Source organism: bacterium (assembly GCA_035454885.1).
Taxonomy (GTDB): Bacteria; UBA10199; UBA10199; order JACPAL01.
Genome location: DATIGE010000049.1, coordinates 1 through 15,802, shown reverse-complemented (window position 1 = coordinate 15,802; position 15,802 = coordinate 1). Strand labels below are relative to the sequence as shown.

The following is a 15,802-nucleotide window of genomic DNA, read 5'->3' as shown; positions in this document are numbered from 1 at the left end:
GCGAGGACAAACTATGGCCAAGTCAATCCGCCTGATCGCCGCCGTTTCGGTACTTCTCGCATGCGCCGCTTGTTTTCCCATCCGGTCGGCCAAACCCAAAAAGCCCCCCAAGGTGGAGGGAGTGGCGGGGCGGGTCCTGACCTCGTTTTCGCTTTCCATCGACGCGAACTACGATCCACGGCTCGACGGCCTGATCGCCGGCTACAAGCTCCTCCCCGTCATCGTGAAGAACATGTCCTTGAGGAACGTGATCATGGACGCGAAGAGGGACAAATGGGTCGTGGTGGGAGAGAAGGGCCAGCGCTACGCGGCGTTCAACACGCTCAGGGTCAAAGACCCCGTCCTGTGGCGCGAGATCCCGGACAAGATGAGGGCCTTGATCGATTACCCGGAGATCGTCCCGATCAACTACAGCGTGACCTTCGATCTGCTGATTCCCCAAAAGGCCAACCTCGAGTACTTCCGCGAAATCCACTACTACAATGCGGCCTGGCAGCAGGAGTTCATTCTCGAGAAGGAGTATTAGCTTTTAAGGCCCAGAAGGCGGCGAAGGCGGTCCTCCAGATCGTCTTCATCGGTCGGCTTGCGGAGGATCTCGATCTCGTTGCATTCGTCCTCCGACATCAGGGCCTTCACGTTGTCCGCCTCGCCCGTGGCGATGAGGATCTTCACTCCGGGGCGTTTCCTGCGCATCTCCCGCGCCAGGTCCAGACCCGTCCGGTCCGCCTGAAGATTGTAATCGCTTAGGACGGCCGTCAGGGCCGGGTTCGCGTCGAAAATTCTCATGGCCTCCGTCGGCGTCCGCGCGAGACGGACGTCGGGGAACCCGCGGGTTTCCAAGGAGAGGACCTGGATGTCGCCCAAATCCTCATCGTCCTCGATGACGAGGAGGGAGGTCGACACGGCCGGGGACGACATCGCCGGCACGGGGGCGGCGGGTTTCGCGGCCTCCACGGCCCACTCGCGCAGGATCTCCTCCAGGACTTCGTATTCCTTCAGGACCGTCAGGGGATCGGGAATCACGACCGCGTCCCCGTGGAACCTTTGTTGGAGCCTGTGGATCAGCCTCGTGATGCGGTGGGATGCGGATCGGATGGCCAGCAAGCCCTCGTCGGCATTTTCCCGGGCCATGAGGTATTCGGCATGGGAGGCAATGACCGCGTTTGCGTTGTTGACGATATGGCCCAGTCCACGGACGAACGCGGTGAAGGCCGCCGCGTCGACCGTTTCGCGGCCGGGAGAAGTTTCCTCCACGTTCCCAGCCCACCAGCGCCGGAGGGCCCCTTCGAGGGCCGGCGTCTCCTCGTCCTCCGAAAAGAGATAAAATGCGGCGTCCTGAAGGAAATGCCCCGGCCGCCAATGCGACGCGACCAGGTCCACCAATCGCTCGCTGTCGTCGGGGAGATTGCAGAGAAGCCTCATCCCCGAACTTTCGGCCGTGAAGGCCATGGGGATGAAACGGGGGGTTGCCGTCAAGAGGGCTTGCGGTGCCGCCAAGCTCACCCGGAGCTGGTGAAAGTTCCGTCCGTCCCCGCTCAAAAACAGCTTGTCAGGACCGAGGGCGGAGGCGATCTCGACCGGCGATTCCGGCATGCGTGCCAGGTGGATCTCCTGCGCGGACCCGAGATTCCAGATCTGGACGTCGGCGCCCGCCGTGTAATGGGAAGGTAGGACGCAGGGGACGGAGGTGGGAAGCCGGCCGATGAGGGAAGTGAGGGGATTCATTGTCCATTGGCTTCGCCACCCGGGCAAAAAAGTTGCCTCGAATTGTATCGTCTCAGGTCCGCCACCGTCGCTCGAAGTTCGGGGCAACCTTTCGATGCCCGGTGCGAAGTAACGGGTCGATGACTGGTCTCTGCTCACTGATCCAGCGAATCCCGGCCTCCGGTGCGATTTTGGACGCGGCCAGCCTTCTCGAGGGGGCCCGTCTTTTTCATGTCACCAGCGGGGCGGAGAATCTGTGGCTGGCCGATCTTGCGCGGTTTGACCCGCCCCTTGGGGGCAGTCTTTTTTTGAGCGCGGACGGCAGGATCTTTCACCAGCTGCGGGTCGTCGAGCGTCACGGGGCCTGTGTCCTGACCGACACGCCTGGAATCGTCCCGGCCCTCGCGGTCTATCAGGAGAACGACGTCCAATTCTTCTGGAACCTTCCCGGAAGGCCACTCGAAATGCGGCGTGTCCTCCTGGAAAGGATCCCCACCGTCGGTCTCCTCCGCGGGGCCTCTTTCTTCGCCTTTCTAGGCCCGCCGGAGCCTCAAGGTCCTGGCGTTCGCAATGCCGTTCTCGAACTGACGCCGGACCGCCTGATCCGGAAGATGGAAAGGCGCATCTCCGATTTCGATCATGGGCGCCTGACCATCGACGCGCCTTACCTCCTCGGCCGGGGTTTGAAGGAGTGTTCCGGTTTCTCAAGAGCCACGCCTTTCGGCGGAATCGAAGAGAAGGTGAGGGAGCGTCTCTCCTCGGCGGCCCCCGATCGCTCGCAACCGTTGAGGATCCTGACGATCGGACCCGGATACGGCCGGATGGAGGCGGAGCTCAAGGCCCTGTTCGGCGAAAGGGTCGCGATCGACACGTTTTCATTGACGGACGTGATTCCCCCGGAGAACCGGCCGGCCTTCTCGTCCGTTTACTTGGGGAACCTCGACACCCACCGGCTGCCCCAGGGCTACGACCTCGCTCTCTCCTTTTTCGGAAGCTCGCACGCGGTCGACCAGAGGAGGGTCTGGGAGCAGATCGTCGACTCCCTGGTCCCCGGAGGTGAGGCGTTTTTCGTCGAGTCGCGGGACCTCTTCCTGGGTTTCGTGTCCGAGACGCCGAGAGGCGACGAGATCCGGTATTTGCGGGAGAACCATTCCCTCCTTCACCGGTCGATGTCGGATCCCATGACCGCGCTGGTCAGCGGCATTTGCGTCGAAATGATCTTCATCCGGAAGGAACGCCCGTGTCCGCCGGCGAAGGCGATGCTGGACGAGGCGGCGGGCGCCGCCAAGCGCTACCAGGGCCTCTCTTACTCCCGGGAGGCCGGGGTGGCCGCGGGGCCGCTGTCGGACGAGGCGAATTTTGGGAAGGATCTCTGGGAGACCTTCCTCGAGGCCGCGCGGTTCAGGGGATACGCCCTGGACCCCCGAGCCTCCGCGGAGGATGTCGCCGCGTTCAAAGAACGGCTCCTGAAAAAATGCCGCTACAAGTCGTGGGAGGCCACGAAGGACAACGTGTCGCTCACCACCTTGGGCGAGGCGGTCGAGATCGTTTGGGAATGGATCCTCTGGCAGGAGATCTTGGTCAAACGTTGAAGCGGAAGAACAGCACGTCCCCGTCCTTCACGACGTAATCCTTGCCCTCGAGCCGCATCTTGCCGGCCTCTTTCACCTTCGCTTCGGAGCCCAGGGCGATCAGGTCCTCGTAGTGGTAGCACTCGGCGCGGATGAACCCCTTCTCGAAATCCGAATGGATGACGCCGGCCGCCTGCGGGGCCTTGGTGCCATGAGGGATCGTCCAGGCTCGGACCTCCTTGGGGCCCGCCGTGAAGTAGGTGGCGAGGCCCAGGAGTTTGTAGCCGGCGCGCGCCATCTGATCGAGACCGGACTCCTTCAGGCCCAGATCCTGGAGAAAGGCCTTTCTCTCGTCCAGCGACAGTTCGGCGATCTCCGCCTCGATCTTGCCGCTCAAGACCACCAACTCGGCGCCCTCCTTGGCGGCGTGGGCCTTCAAGACATCGATGGCGGGGGAGGACTTCTTGATCTCGGATTCGGCCACGTTCGCGACGTAAAGGACAGGCTTGTTCGTCAATAAGAAGAGGTCCTTCACCAGGGCCTTGTCCTCTTCAGTCAGGCCGAGTGACCGGGCCGGCTTGCCCTCGTTCAGGTGTTTTTCGAGCTTTTTGTAGATCTCCAGGAGACGGACGGAGTCCGCGTCTCCGGCCTTGGCCCTTTTCTCGACCTTGGCAATCGCCTTGGTGACGGAATCCAGGTCGGCGAGAGCGAGTTCCGTGTCGATGACCTCGATGTCGCGCAGCGGATCGACGCCGCCGTGGACGTGCACGACGTCGGGGTCGTCAAAACAACGGACGACGTGCGCGATGGCGTCCACGCTCCGGATGTGGCCGAGGAACTGGTTCCCGAGCCCCTCTCCCTTCGACGCGCCTTTGACGAGACCTGCGATGTCGACGAACTCGACGGAGGTCGGGACGACCTTTTCGGGCTTGAAGATCGCCGCGATCTTGTCCAGGCGCTCATCGGGCAATGCGACGACGCCGATATTCGGTTCGATCGTGCAGAACGGATAGTTCGCCGCCGCCGCGCCCGCGGCGGTCAAGGCGTTGAAGATGGTGGACTTGCCGACGTTGGGAAGCCCGACGATGCCGCATTGAAAGCCCATTTCAAGTCTCCGTATTCAAATGATTACAGGATATTTTCGAAGGAACACAAGGTCATTGCTCGAAGCGCGTGAAAGAGTCATGATGCCGACGTGAAAACGGGGCTATTCGCCGCGATTCTCCTTCTTGTCCCGGCGGTTTCTTTCGCCCAGGTCGTTGCGGGTGACCTCGATGCCTCGTTCGGGAGCGGCGGCAAGGCGACGACCGATCTCAGCGGCGGCGCCGATCATATCAATGCCATCGCCCTCCAACCGGATGGAAAGATCGTCGCGGTCGGGTTCGCGAGCCTCAGCGGCAATACCGATTTTGCCCTGGCTCGCTACAACCCGGATGGATCGCTCGATGCGACCTTCGGGAGCGGCGGCAAGACGTCCCTCGATTTCGGCGGCCGGGACGAGGCGGATGCCGTCGTCCTCCAGCCCGATGGAAAGATCCTGGCGGCGGGCTCAAGCTTGGGCGCCGCAAGTTCCGACTTCGCCCTGGCGCGGTTCCTCTCCAACGGCGCACCCGACACGTCCTTCAACCTGACCGGCAAGGTGACGACGGATTTCGGAGGGGCCGACTTTGCCAGCGGCATCGCCTTGCAGGCGGATCTGAACATCGTCGTCGTCGGCTTCACCCAGGCGGCGATGTCGGACCCGGACTTTGCCGTGGCGCGGTACCAGCCGGACGGCAAGCCGGACCTGAATTTCGACCTCGACGGCCGGGTCATCACCAATTTTTCCGCAGGAAGCGAGGACGGTGCGTCCTCCGTCGCCATTCAACCCGCCGACCAGAAGATCGTCGTCGCCGGATTTTCCAACTTCGATTTCGCCGTGGCCCGCTACCAGCCCAACGGGGGCCTCGACACGAGCTTCGATCCTCTGGGCTTGGACGGCAAGGTGACATTGACCTTCGGTGGCCTCATTGAATCCGCCTTCGCCATGGTGGTGCAGCCCGATGGAAAGATCCTGCTGGCGGGTGACGCGGACGTGAACTTGGTCAAGGAGTTCGCGCTGGCCCGGTTCGACGCGGACGGGGGTTTGGATGCCGGCTTCGGTTCCGCAGGACGCGTTCTGACGGGTTTTGCCGCCAGCCATGGGGATTCAGCGCACGCCGTTGCCGTCGACGCCGGGGGCCGCATCCTGGCGGCCGGCTACTCGCAAGCGGATTTCGGACTGGCGCGTTACGCGTCCGGCGGGGCTCTGGATGTTTCCTTTCAAGAGGGCGGGCTTGTGACGACGGATTTCGACGGCGGCTCGGACGCGGCGACGGCGGTCGCGATCCAAACGGACGGATTCATCGTCGTCGGAGGCTACGCGGACGTCGGAGGGCAGGAGGACTTTGCCCTGGCGCGCTACCATCCGGAGTCCGTGGCGGCCGGAACGACGGGAGGCGGTACGGCGACGGGCGGGTCGACCGGCGGGGCTGACGGCGGAAGCGGCGGGGGATGCGCGCTGGTTCGATGGGTTGATTGACTTCGCGGCGGCCCTTCCTTAACATGACCCGGTCATTCGGAGGTCTTCATGAAGAAATTCCTTTGGTTGGCCGTGGCGGGGCTCTTCGTCTCGGGCTCGGCCTCGGGCCTGACCGTGCTCCAGCTTAATCTCGAACAATTGACCGCCCTGTCGGAAAAAGTCTTCGTCGGCCGCTGCGTCAGCATCGACGCGGACGCCGATTTCAAGGGACAAAGGGTTCAGAAGGTCACCTTCGACGTGATCGACACGCTCAAGGGCGAACCCTCCAAGACGGTCACGTTCCGCCAATTGGGGACGGTCGACGGGGGCGAGGACTTCGGCATGAAGGAGGGCGTTAAGATCCAGGGGCTGGAGCGCGACCTTCCGCAATACCAAGTCGGCGAAGAGGCGATCGTTTTTCTGAGCGCCGCGGGGGATTCCGGGATCACCGCCCCCGTGGGACTCGCCCAGGGCAAATTCGCGGTGACGGACAAGGCGGGCCTCAAGACCGTCGCCAATGGGGCGGGCAATCGAGGGCTCTTCATCGGAGCCGATAAAAGCCCCCGCCTGAAGACGATGTCCTTGACGGCCGCGGACCGCAAGATGATGTCGGTCAACGGCGGCGAACTTCCTTATTCCGATTTCATCTCTCTCGTGAAGAAACTGGCATCTCAATAAAGGGGATCTCTGTATGACGGCGCAACGACGGATGGTGGCGTTCTTGGTGGTTGTTCTGCTTTCCCTCTCTATCTCTTCCTGGGCCATCGGCCCGCGGAACGTGACCGACTCGGGACGCGCGGTCAAGTGGCCGGCCATGCCCGTGCGCGTGGACCTCGAGTCGGATCTGGACGTGCGCGGCAAGAACGTGGAGCCCCTGGTCGACGAGGCCCTCTCCCAGTGGGACGGCATTTCCGAGGCGAACGTCTCATTTGATTTGCGCGACCTGGGCGGGTCGGTGGATGACTCGAACGTCTGCGACTTTGTCTTCGACGCTTCGGCCTGCCCCGGCGGTCCGCTCGGCGACGGAACCAATCCGCTCGTGATCGACGAGGACGGCGCGATCGTCTCCGACTTCTTCGGCGCCGCGGCGAAGTTCACCACCTTGGGTTTCGCCTCCATCATCGGATCGGACCCCGCTTCCGGCAATGCGATCAAAGGCGAGGCGGTCTTCAACGCCGCCTGCCTGAACGGAGTGGAAATCCAGCCCGGCTGCGGGTCGGCCGGTTTGAGTTTCACGGACGACGACTTTACCTCGTTTATCGTGCACGAGATGGGGCACTTCCTGGGGCTGGACCATTCGCAGGTCAATCTTGAGGAAGCGACCGACAGCGACTCCTCCAACGACAACCTCATCACGACCATGTATCCGCGCTTCCTCATCGGCAACGGGGCCAATTTCAAGACGCCCGAAAAGGACGACCGCGCGGGGCTCGCCCAGCTTTATCCCGCCTCGAACTTCGCTTCGACCACCTGGTCGATCACGGGCACGGTCTTCAACGCGAGCGGGAGCGCGGAGCTCCAGTGCGCGAACCTGGTCGCCCGGAACGTCGCGGATCCCAAAAACGACGCGATTTCGGCCCTCTCCGGCGACTTCGACCCGCCGGGCACCGCCAACGGCGAATTCGTCATCTTGGGCCTGACGCCGGGCGCGACGTACACGATCGACTTCGAACCCATCGACGTGTCGGCGACCGGGGCCTCCGGCTACACGCCCTGCCGCGGCAGTTCCGGCGAGCCCGCGCCGCCCCAGTTCGCCTCGTTCACGTCCACGGACACCTTTACGGAATCGGCCGGGGCCGAGGTGAACGTGGATTGCCAGGCGGGCGAGGACTGCGCGCCCGGGTCCGGCGGGGGCGTCGGGTCGTCGGCCGGCGGGTGCTCGTTGGTGCGATGACTTGCCTTTTCCCGGCATAGCCGCTAGCTTCTGAACCGTGTTACCCGAGCGAAAAACCCGCGAAATCACCGTCGGCCGCGTCAAGATCGGCGGAAGGAACCCGATCGCCGTCCAGAGCATGGCGGCCACGCGCACCCAGGACCTGGAGGGGACCCTCCGGCAGATCCGCATTCTGGAAAAGGCCGGCGCCGATTTGATCCGCATCGCGATCGACAGCGACAAGGACGTGGACGCCCTCCGGAAACTTCGGGGCGAGACCGACAAGCCGCTGGTCGTCGACCTCCAGGAGAGCTACCGCCTGGCCGAGAAGCTCGCGCCCATCGTCCAAAAGATCCGTTACAACCCCGGACATCTGCATCATCACGAACGGCAGAAGAGCAAGCGCGACAAGGTGGCCTGGATCGCCGAGCAGGCGTCCAAGCACGGATGCGCCCTGCGCGTGGGCGTGAACTGCGGGTCGATCGATCCGGAATGGCAGGAGAAGTTCGGGGACAACGACGAGGAGGCCATCCTGCATTCGGCCGCCGAGCATTGCCAGATCTTGGACGACCTGGGTTTTAAGAACTACCTCGTTTCCCTGAAGGATTCCGATCCCAAGAAGGTGATCGATATCAACCGCCGCTTTCACGAGATGCGGCCGGACGTCCCCCTCCATCTGGGGGTCACGGAAGCGGGGCTGCCGCCCGAGGGGATCATCAAGACGCGGATCGCCTTCGAACAACTGGTCTCCCGCGGCATCGGTGATACGCTTCGCGTCTCCCTCACCGTGCCCTTCGACGACAAGGGCGAGGAGATCGCCGTTGGAAGGGCGATCCTCAAGGACATCGAGGAAGGCCGCTTCCGCTCCGTGCCGGACTTTGGAGAAAAGAAGCTGAACATCATCTCCTGTCCGTCTTGTTCGCGCGTCGAGAACGAAAAGTTCGTGGAGCTCGCGATGAAGGTGAAGGAGATGGCCCAGTACGCGAAGGAATATCAGGTGACGATCGCCGTCATGGGCTGCCGCGTGAACGGCCCCGGCGAGACCGACGACGCCGACCTGGGGCTTTGGTGCGCCCCGACCTTCGTCAATCTGAAGAAGAAGGAAGAGGAACTCGGCAAGTACTCCTACGAAGACATCCTCCCCCGCCTCAAGACCGAGCTGGATGCCCTCATCACACAAAAGTCCCGTTCATGATCGCAGACTCAAAATGATAAAATTCTCATTTTGAGAGGGCTTTCCAAGCGATTTTTAAGAATAGATAAATCTGGAACCGGATGGAATAATTCAAGATTATTGCACTCAACCCTAGAATCTCCCCTGGTATATGCTTTGCAGCTCAGATCATTTCGAATGGGGGCTCTATGAAGAAGAAGGCCGTTTTTGCTCTCGCGATCGCCGTTTTTGGGTCTGCATCTCTCGGCGCCGAATCGAGGAAAGTGGTCCCAAGAAACGTCTTCGGCGCGGCCTCTCTCAAGATGAACGCGGCCAAGACATGCTCCGTATCGGAGGTCGTGGGAGTGGAACAGTTGGGTCTCGAAAACCCGTTTCCGATGGGGATTGCCGTGGATTCCGGGGGAACGGTGTCCTTCAGCGATTATGAAAACGAATCCGTCTACGCGGCGAGACCGGACGCCGCGGGCGGCAAGGCGAACGGCGGCGAGAAGATCACACCCTTCTACGTCGGGAATTTTGACACGGCGCCCGTTTCGATCGGCATCGCCAACGGTGCGGCGGGTTATCTTTACATGACCGGCCTGATCTTCGACAGAACCCCCCTCCCGGGCGGCGGCTATCACATCAAGGGCGGCTATGAAATCCTGAAATGGGGCGCCTCTGCGGTCGGCGCCGTGGTCGCCAAGGGTGTCCCGATCCTTGCACGGGACGTCAAGGAATTCGACACGACCGACGCCTCGGTCCACAACATACCGGCGGCCGTCGACTTGGTGGCGGACAAGTCGGGGGACCTTTTCGTCTCCGTCTGCGACGTGAGGTATGAGGCGCCTTCTCATGAGTCGTCATCTCTTCCCCTTCACGTCCCGTGCCGCATCTTGAAAATCGACTCATCGGGAAATACGTCGACAATCGTGTCGGATGGGACGACCTCGGCCGCCGGCGGAATCGTGGCCAGGTCCATCGGGCTGGACCTGGGCGGGGGGCTGGCCCTCGACCCGGATGGAAACCTCTACATCGCCGAATTCTTCGGGGATCGGGTCCGCAAGGTGGACACGGACGGCGTGATGACCACGGTGGCCGGCACGGGCGTCACGGGATATTCAGGCGACGGGGGTCCGGCTGTGGACGCGGCCCTGTCGGGTCCGTCGGATGTCGCCGCCGACGGTTACGGCAACGTCTTTATCGCCGACACGGGGAACGGTCTCATTCGAAAGATCGACAAGAACGGACGCATCTCCACCATCGCCGGAGGGGGCACCCGGGCCGTCGAAGACGGGAGGTTGCCGCCGCTGGATGCGATCCTTGCCAGGCCCATGGGTCTCGCCTTGGACGATGACGGGAATCTCTTCCTGACCGATGCGGAAGATTCCGCCGCCCTCAAGAGGATCAGCTCGGTCTCCCTCTGTCCCGAGTCGCGTATTCTGAAACAACCCCTCCGGCCCGCCGAAACCATTTGGCGGGCTTTGCCCGGTCCGATGAAAGAGATTCAGAATCTCTACCGGAGGTCGAGGGTGCCTAGCCTGTCCCCAGGGACCGACTGAGGGGACCGTCCACGACCGTGGACAATAGAAGAAAATCGGTAACTTGCGACGGGTCATCCGCCGAAAATAGAAAATAGGAACTCCGCTCAGGGTAGGCTAAAATGAACGCAAGGATGGAAACCGTCTTAAGGCTTGTTTTAACAGCCTTTTTTGTCCTGTCCGGGGCGGCCTGCCTGCCTCAGGCGGTGCCCACGGGTGCCCCTGCGGGGGGCGGGGTCCTGGGGCCGGCGAATGCGGACGTCCGGTCGGCCGATGGCGGGGCCCCGGATTCCGGGGGAGGGGATGTTGAGGAACCCGGCGTCGAAGGACCGTCCCCCTCGGGGAAATTCGCGGATGCGTCGTCAGGACCTAGGGGATCGATTACCTATGAAAGCGTCCTGTCGCCCATGCAGGCAGGGGACGCGGTGCCCACCCATGATCCGACGGGGAATCAATTGACTCTCGTGACCGGCGAAAAGACGGCCACGTGCGCGACCCCTGCGGGCATCCAGGTGGTGCACCTGCGCGGACGCGCCGGCATGATCATTGGATTCAATATTGATCCCGCGACCATCGACGCCGAGCAAGCGAGCAAGTCCCTCATAGTTCCGATGGGGACTCACCTGCGCTTGATTTACGCTCGGGGATCGGACGCCCTTTACTACAAGGATCTTCCTTTTCTCAGCTCGCCGCCCAGACCTGAGGGCAAACCGGGCCTCGTGGCCCGGGCTCCCGTGGTCGACCCGCAAAACTCCGAGCCTGTCGTCTATTTCGATACGGACGTGGCCACCTCGGATGCCGATTCGCTGCGGTTTGTCGCGTTCGGCTGGTACGGATATCAACCCAGCCCGAGCCCACAATCCTGTCAAAGCCTGGAATGCACGGATGGCCTCGACCTCCATCAGCCTCACAAGCTCCTCAACAGGCTGGCGGATACCACCGGCCCCGATCCGCTCCCGTCTTGCTTCGAGCCGAAGATGGAAATGATGGGCCGATGAAAACGAACTTCAGGAATAAGTCGCTCTTCTTGCTCTTTTGCTGCTCCTTATGGACCGCCTGCCTCCCGCAGGGCGCCCAAAGGGGAGGGATCGTTCCCGGTACAGCCGTCATGGGGGCGGCGGGCGATGCGAAGGCGGGAGATACGTCTCAGGGAGACGGCTCGGCGGACGCGGCGGAAGACCGCTCGGCGGACGCCTTGCCGAACAATCCCTCACCTGTTGTCGCTTCTTCCGGCCCGAATCCCATGCCGGCCGGAACGGCGGCGCCGATCCATGAAGTGCCGAACGCCTACTTCCCGTTTCTCGAGGGGGAGATCTCCCGGGACTGCAGGATGCCGGGCGGCAAGACGAGTGTCCATGTCTGGGGGCACATCAAAAAGAGAAGGTACGCCGCCTTTCAGGCAAGAATGTACGAACTTCACGTCTATTATAAGAAGGACGCGTCCGATACGGGGTACCATATCCTGGTGATCGGCTTCCAGCAGTCGCCGCAGGAGCAAGAAGGCGTGAAGACGCCGCAAGAGCCCCTCTTTGATTATGTCGATTTCACCTTCCTGACCTCGGACCCGGCCGATCTTCATTATTATCTTGATGGGATCTCGGTCGCCCCCAATCTGGGTCAGGAGCTCCCGTCGGAGGTCGTCCCGTTGCCTTCGGGAGGGGCCGAGGTCGAAGACGGCTTGATCGATGTCGGCCCCGCGGTCCCGCCCGACTGTTTCGATGTCCGGATGATGATGGGGCCGGTGAAACCCGAGAGAGGGGCGATTGACGCGAGGACAAGGGAATGAGGCGGGCCCTCGTTCTCTAACCCACATACCTCGCCAGCATCGCCTTCTTCTTCGGGATGCCGTGTTTTTCCATCCACGTGTAGAGGGTCCTGAGACTGACTTTCAGGTCCTTCGCCGCCTCTTCCTTGTTCAACTGGTGGCGCCGCAACGTCTCCACGACCAGTTGCCGGTGAGCCATATCTTCCTCCGTTGCCGGGGCTTCGCGTGGAGCTGGGGATGACGACCCGTAGGACCCCACCGGCCGTGGCTGGAGATTCAAGTGTTCCGCCGCGATGGGACGCCCCTTGGCGAAGAGGAGGGCGTTGCGCAGCGCCGCCTCCAGTTCCCGGACGTTGCCCGGCCAGTCGTGCTTCATGAGGATCTGGGTCGCCTTGTCCGAGAGCTCGCTCGCCGGGAGGTTGAATTCCTTCGACACCTTTTTGAGGATGTGGCGGGCGAGGAGGGGGATGTCGTCCTTTCGCGTCCGGAGCGGCGGCAGGTCGATGGTCAGCCCGTTGATCCGGAAAAAGAGGTCCTGGCGGAATTTGCCCTCGCTCACGAGCCGGCGGAGATCCTTGTTGGAGGCCGTGACGAGACGGACGTTGATCTTCACCGTCTTGGAAGATCCGACGGGCCGGACCTCCCCCTCTTGCAGGACGCGCAGGAGCTTGGCCTGCATGGCGAGCGACATGTCGGCGACTTCGTCCAAAAAGAGAGTCCCGCCGCTGGCCTGTTCGAAGAGTCCGACCCGGTCGCGGTCGGCGTGCGTGAAGGAGCCCTTCTTGTGGCCGAAGAGCTCGCTCTCCAGGAGCGTTTCGGGAATGGCGCTCACGTTCTCCGCGACGAACGGGCCGTTTTTGCGCGGGCTGTTGAAGTGAAGCGAACGGGCGATGAGCTCCTTGCCCGTGCCCGATTCCCCGTGGATCCAGACGGGGATCGTCGTTTCCGTGACGTTGTCGAGGAGCTTGAAGACCGTCATCATCGGAGGCGAACGGCCGATGATTTCTTCGTAGCCGTAGCGGAGGTTTTCCCTCTTCTGGGTGAGGGCCTCCGAGAGGTGCTCGATCTTCACCTCCTGCTCCTTCACCTGGCCGGCGAGCCGGTCGCGGGAGGCGGTGAGCTCCTCGATCATCCGGGCCTTTTGGACGGCGATGGAGGCCTGGGAGGCGAGGGCGAGCAGAAGGCTTAGGTCCTCCTCCGAAAACCGGTCCGGTTGATAGCGGTGGTCGAGATAGATCACTCCGAAGACCGAGCCCTCCTGCTCGAGAGGGAGCACGAGGACCGACCGGAGCCGGTAGTCCATCACGCTCTTCTTTTCCTGAAACCGGGGGTCGGCGAGGGCGTCGTCGGTCAGGACGTGCGTGCCCCGGTCCAGGGCCTGTTTGACGAGGGAAAGGGACAACTCGAAATCGCCGGCCTCGATCGCCTTCTGGTTCAAATTCCGGGCGGCCTTGACCTCGAAGCCGGGCAGGGGGGCGGCCTTCGATTTGGGGTTTTTCAAGAGGACGAAGCCCCGTTCCGCCCCGCTGATCTGGATTGCGGCGTCGATGACCTCGTCCAGGATCCGTTTCAGATCGTTCTGAAGGGCGATCTTCCGGTTGATCTCGCAGAATTGGCGGAAGCGCGCATCGGGGATCGACCGCCCCGGATCCGCCTTGGCCTTGAAGAGGCCGCTCAAGGCGGCATCGAGGGTCTTGACGTCTCGTTTGTTTTCGAAGTCCATTTGGAGTTCCTCCGGTAGGTTGTCGTGAATCTTTTTCAGTTCGGCGCCCGCCGCGTGCCGGAACAGTTGCGCCAGTCCTTCCCATCCCCGGCGAGAGACGTCGTTCGAGGCGGCTTCCAGCAGGCCGATGCGCTCCTCGGGGGCCTCCAGGCCTTCCACGGCCTCGAGGAGTCCGGCCAGGTCGGATTCGGAGGGCTCGCGGCCGTTCCAGGCAGCAAGGGCCTGCGCAATCCTCCGTCCTTCCTCCGATGAGAACGGCGGGTCCTTTTCCGTGCGCTCCGTCTCGCCCAGCAGGCGGCTCAGTTCCTCGCGGTGGAGTCGGGCCTGCCGGCGGTCCTGATCCTCCCCCAAGGCCTCGAAGACGTCTTGGACGTCCTCCATCTCCTCGAGGGCGGGTCCGTAGAGGGCCAGATTCATCCGGATCAGGGCCCGGTTCTGCCGGTACCGGGCGATTTGGAGGATCTCGCCGCCCTTTTCCGCGAGGGCGATCGCCTCCCCGATCGTTTCCAACGCCATCTTCAGCCGGCCGCGCTCCCGGTCGATCATGGCCATGACGTTCACGGTGATGGCCTCGACCTGCGGGTTTCCCGCCTCGCGGCATTCGGTCCGGGAACGCTCGAGGTGCCGGACGGCCTCGTCGAGGCGATTCTCGGCATGGGCCCTCTGCCCGAGCTTCTGCTCGATCTCCGCGAGCAGGAGGGGCTGGCCTTCGGCGAGGGGGATGGCCGCCTGCAGGTGCTCCTTCGCCCTCTCCTCTTGATGGGATTTCTCGTCGAGCGTGGCCAGGGCGATGTGGGCGCGCGCATGATACGGCCGGTGCCGGACGTGCCTGAGGCCGTCGCCCGCCTCGAGGCAGGAATTCAGCCGCGCGCGCGCCTCGTCAGGACGGCCCCAGGCCGAGAGCGTCTGCCCCGTAAAGAGGAGGTGTTTGACGGTCTCCACACCGGTTCCGTCGTCCGGCTTCAAGGCGTACCAACGGTCGTAGGACGCGAGCGCGTCTTGGAACCTGCCCAGGCGGTAGAAGAGCGGGGCCCGGTAGGCCTCCAGGGTGTAGGTCTGGACGTCGTCCTTGGCGCGGCGAAGGAGTTCGTCGGAGAGCCGGAGGGCGCGTGCGGCGTTGCCGCGTCCCGCGTGGTAATCCATCGCCTCCAGGCCCCAGGCGTAGGCGACGGAGTCCTCGCCGCAGCCCAGGGCATGATGGGTGATGAGCGCCGCCTCCGCGGCGATGACCGGCTTGTCTCCATATTGCTTGAGAAGGATCCGAAGCCACGCGCGGTGGGCCTCCGTCCTTTCGGAGGTTTCGAGGGCCGCGGCGTAGGCCTCGCGCAGGGCCGGGTGCGTCAGCGCGAGACGCCCCGCCTTGGCCGTCGCCAGGCCCCTTTCCTGCAGGTCCCATTCCGGCCCCGCCGGCGACGTGACGCCGAGATCCGCCGTCTCCGCCGGCTCGGGGTGCGTGACGAGACGGGCGAAGAGGGCGCGCGACGCGGGCGGGATCTCCTCGACGCGGACGGCGGCGGCTTGCGCCATGTCCTTGGAGGCGTGAAAGGGCCGGCCGGGATCGACGAGGTAGGATCGGAGCTGTTCCAACGCCAGCAGGGGGCGGCCCCCGGAGCCTGAGGCGATGTCTTGGGCGACGGCCTCGGGAACGGGCCTGTCCAAATCGGCCGTGGCCGCGCGGATCAAGTCGCGGGTCTGCGCGGCCGAGAAGTCCGCGAGGCGGATCTCATCGAAGGCGACGGTCTTCAGTGGATTTTGGAGGAGGTCCGAGTCGAATTCGGCCAGGAAGAAGAGGGGGCGGCCCCGGCGCGCGGCGCGATGGACCTCGATCTGAAGGAGCGGAAGGAGGGCGGCGGGCCATTCGTGGAGGTCCGCCAAGTGAATCACGCACGCCTCCGGCGCTTCGCGGCCCTTCCAGGCGTCGAACGTCTCCGAC

General features: G+C 63.3%; 12 protein-coding genes. 9 read left to right on the top strand and 3 right to left on the bottom strand.

Annotated elements, in window-relative coordinates:
* Window positions 1–13: 13 nt before the first annotated feature.
* Window positions 14–526 (top strand): hypothetical protein, encoded by a 513-nt coding sequence (locus VLJ37_08910; protein ID HSA59789.1) that lies wholly within the window; start codon window positions 14–16, stop codon window positions 524–526.
* Here VLJ37_08910 and VLJ37_08905 read toward each other — a convergent pair.
* Window positions 523–1,725, bottom strand: a complete 1,203-nt coding sequence (locus tag VLJ37_08905; protein ID HSA59788.1) for a response regulator — start codon at window positions 1,723–1,725, stop codon at window positions 523–525. The genes VLJ37_08910 and VLJ37_08905 overlap by 4 nt on opposite strands.
* Before the next feature lie 119 nt (window positions 1,726–1,844).
* Between VLJ37_08905 and VLJ37_08900 the strand changes: the two genes are divergently transcribed.
* Complete coding sequence (locus VLJ37_08900) at window positions 1,845–3,296, top strand: hypothetical protein (GenBank protein ID HSA59787.1); 1,452 nt, start codon at window positions 1,845–1,847, stop codon at window positions 3,294–3,296.
* Here the strand turns inward: VLJ37_08900 and ychF are convergent.
* Window positions 3,286–4,380, bottom strand: coding sequence for a redox-regulated ATPase YchF (gene ychF, locus VLJ37_08895; protein HSA59786.1), 1,095 nt, complete (start codon window positions 4,378–4,380; stop codon window positions 3,286–3,288). The genes VLJ37_08900 and ychF overlap by 11 nt on opposite strands.
* A 90-nt stretch (window positions 4,381–4,470) precedes the next feature.
* Between ychF and VLJ37_08890 the strand changes: the two genes are divergently transcribed.
* The 7 genes from VLJ37_08890 (at window position 4,471) to VLJ37_08860 (ending at window position 12,167) form a co-directional block, all read left to right on the top strand.
* Window positions 4,471–5,835: a hypothetical protein gene (locus VLJ37_08890; protein ID HSA59785.1), complete on the top strand. Its 1,365-nt coding sequence runs from the start codon at window positions 4,471–4,473 to the stop codon at window positions 5,833–5,835.
* 48 nt (window positions 5,836–5,883) lie between these two features.
* Entirely contained in the window at window positions 5,884–6,492 is a 609-nt protein-coding gene (locus VLJ37_08885) for a hypothetical protein (GenBank protein HSA59784.1), read from the top strand.
* A gap of 13 nt (window positions 6,493–6,505) precedes the next feature.
* A complete protein-coding gene (locus VLJ37_08880; GenBank protein HSA59783.1) occupies window positions 6,506–7,708 on the top strand; it encodes a hypothetical protein in 1,203 nt (400 codons plus the stop codon).
* 37 nt (window positions 7,709–7,745) lie between these two features.
* A complete protein-coding gene (gene ispG, locus VLJ37_08875) occupies window positions 7,746–8,882 on the top strand; it encodes a (E)-4-hydroxy-3-methylbut-2-enyl-diphosphate synthase (GenBank protein ID HSA59782.1) in 1,137 nt (378 codons plus the stop codon).
* A gap of 167 nt (window positions 8,883–9,049) precedes the next feature.
* Window positions 9,050–10,402: a hypothetical protein gene (locus VLJ37_08870; protein ID HSA59781.1), complete on the top strand. Its 1,353-nt coding sequence runs from the start codon at window positions 9,050–9,052 to the stop codon at window positions 10,400–10,402.
* Window positions 10,403–10,515: 113 nt separating this feature from the next.
* Window positions 10,516–11,379 carry a hypothetical protein gene (locus VLJ37_08865; GenBank protein HSA59780.1) on the top strand — a complete coding sequence of 288 codons (864 nt, stop codon included), beginning with the start codon at window positions 10,516–10,518 and terminating at the stop codon, window positions 11,377–11,379.
* Window positions 11,376–12,167: a hypothetical protein gene (locus tag VLJ37_08860; GenBank protein ID HSA59779.1), complete on the top strand. Its 792-nt coding sequence runs from the start codon at window positions 11,376–11,378 to the stop codon at window positions 12,165–12,167. Before VLJ37_08865 ends, VLJ37_08860 begins: the two co-directional genes overlap by 4 nt.
* 16 nt (window positions 12,168–12,183) lie before the next feature.
* Here the strand turns inward: VLJ37_08860 and VLJ37_08855 are convergent.
* Window positions 12,184–15,802, bottom strand: a 3,619-nt coding sequence (locus VLJ37_08855) for a sigma 54-interacting transcriptional regulator (protein ID HSA59778.1), incomplete at its 5' end; no start/stop codon positions are given.

What these genes read in the sequence shown, in the direction of transcription:
- VLJ37_08910 (HSA59789.1), top strand. Translation starts at nt 14, where the DNA reads ATGGCCAAGTCAATCCGCCTGATCGCCGCCGTTTCGGTACTTCTCGCA.
- VLJ37_08865 (HSA59780.1), top strand. Translation starts at nt 10,516, where the DNA reads ATGGAAACCGTCTTAAGGCTTGTTTTAACAGCCTTTTTTGTCCTGTCC.
- VLJ37_08870 (HSA59781.1), top strand. Translation starts at nt 9,050, where the DNA reads ATGAAGAAGAAGGCCGTTTTTGCTCTCGCGATCGCCGTTTTTGGGTCT.
- VLJ37_08900 (HSA59787.1), top strand. Translation starts at nt 1,845, where the DNA reads ATGACTGGTCTCTGCTCACTGATCCAGCGAATCCCGGCCTCCGGTGCG.
- VLJ37_08885 (HSA59784.1), top strand. Translation starts at nt 5,884, where the DNA reads ATGAAGAAATTCCTTTGGTTGGCCGTGGCGGGGCTCTTCGTCTCGGGC.
- VLJ37_08880 (HSA59783.1), top strand. Translation starts at nt 6,506, where the DNA reads ATGACGGCGCAACGACGGATGGTGGCGTTCTTGGTGGTTGTTCTGCTT.
- VLJ37_08860 (HSA59779.1), top strand. Translation starts at nt 11,376, where the DNA reads ATGAAAACGAACTTCAGGAATAAGTCGCTCTTCTTGCTCTTTTGCTGC.
- VLJ37_08905 (HSA59788.1), bottom strand. Translation starts at nt 1,725, where the DNA reads ATGAATCCCCTCACTTCCCTCATCGGCCGGCTTCCCACCTCCGTCCCC.
- ychF (HSA59786.1), bottom strand. Translation starts at nt 4,380, where the DNA reads ATGGGCTTTCAATGCGGCATCGTCGGGCTTCCCAACGTCGGCAAGTCC.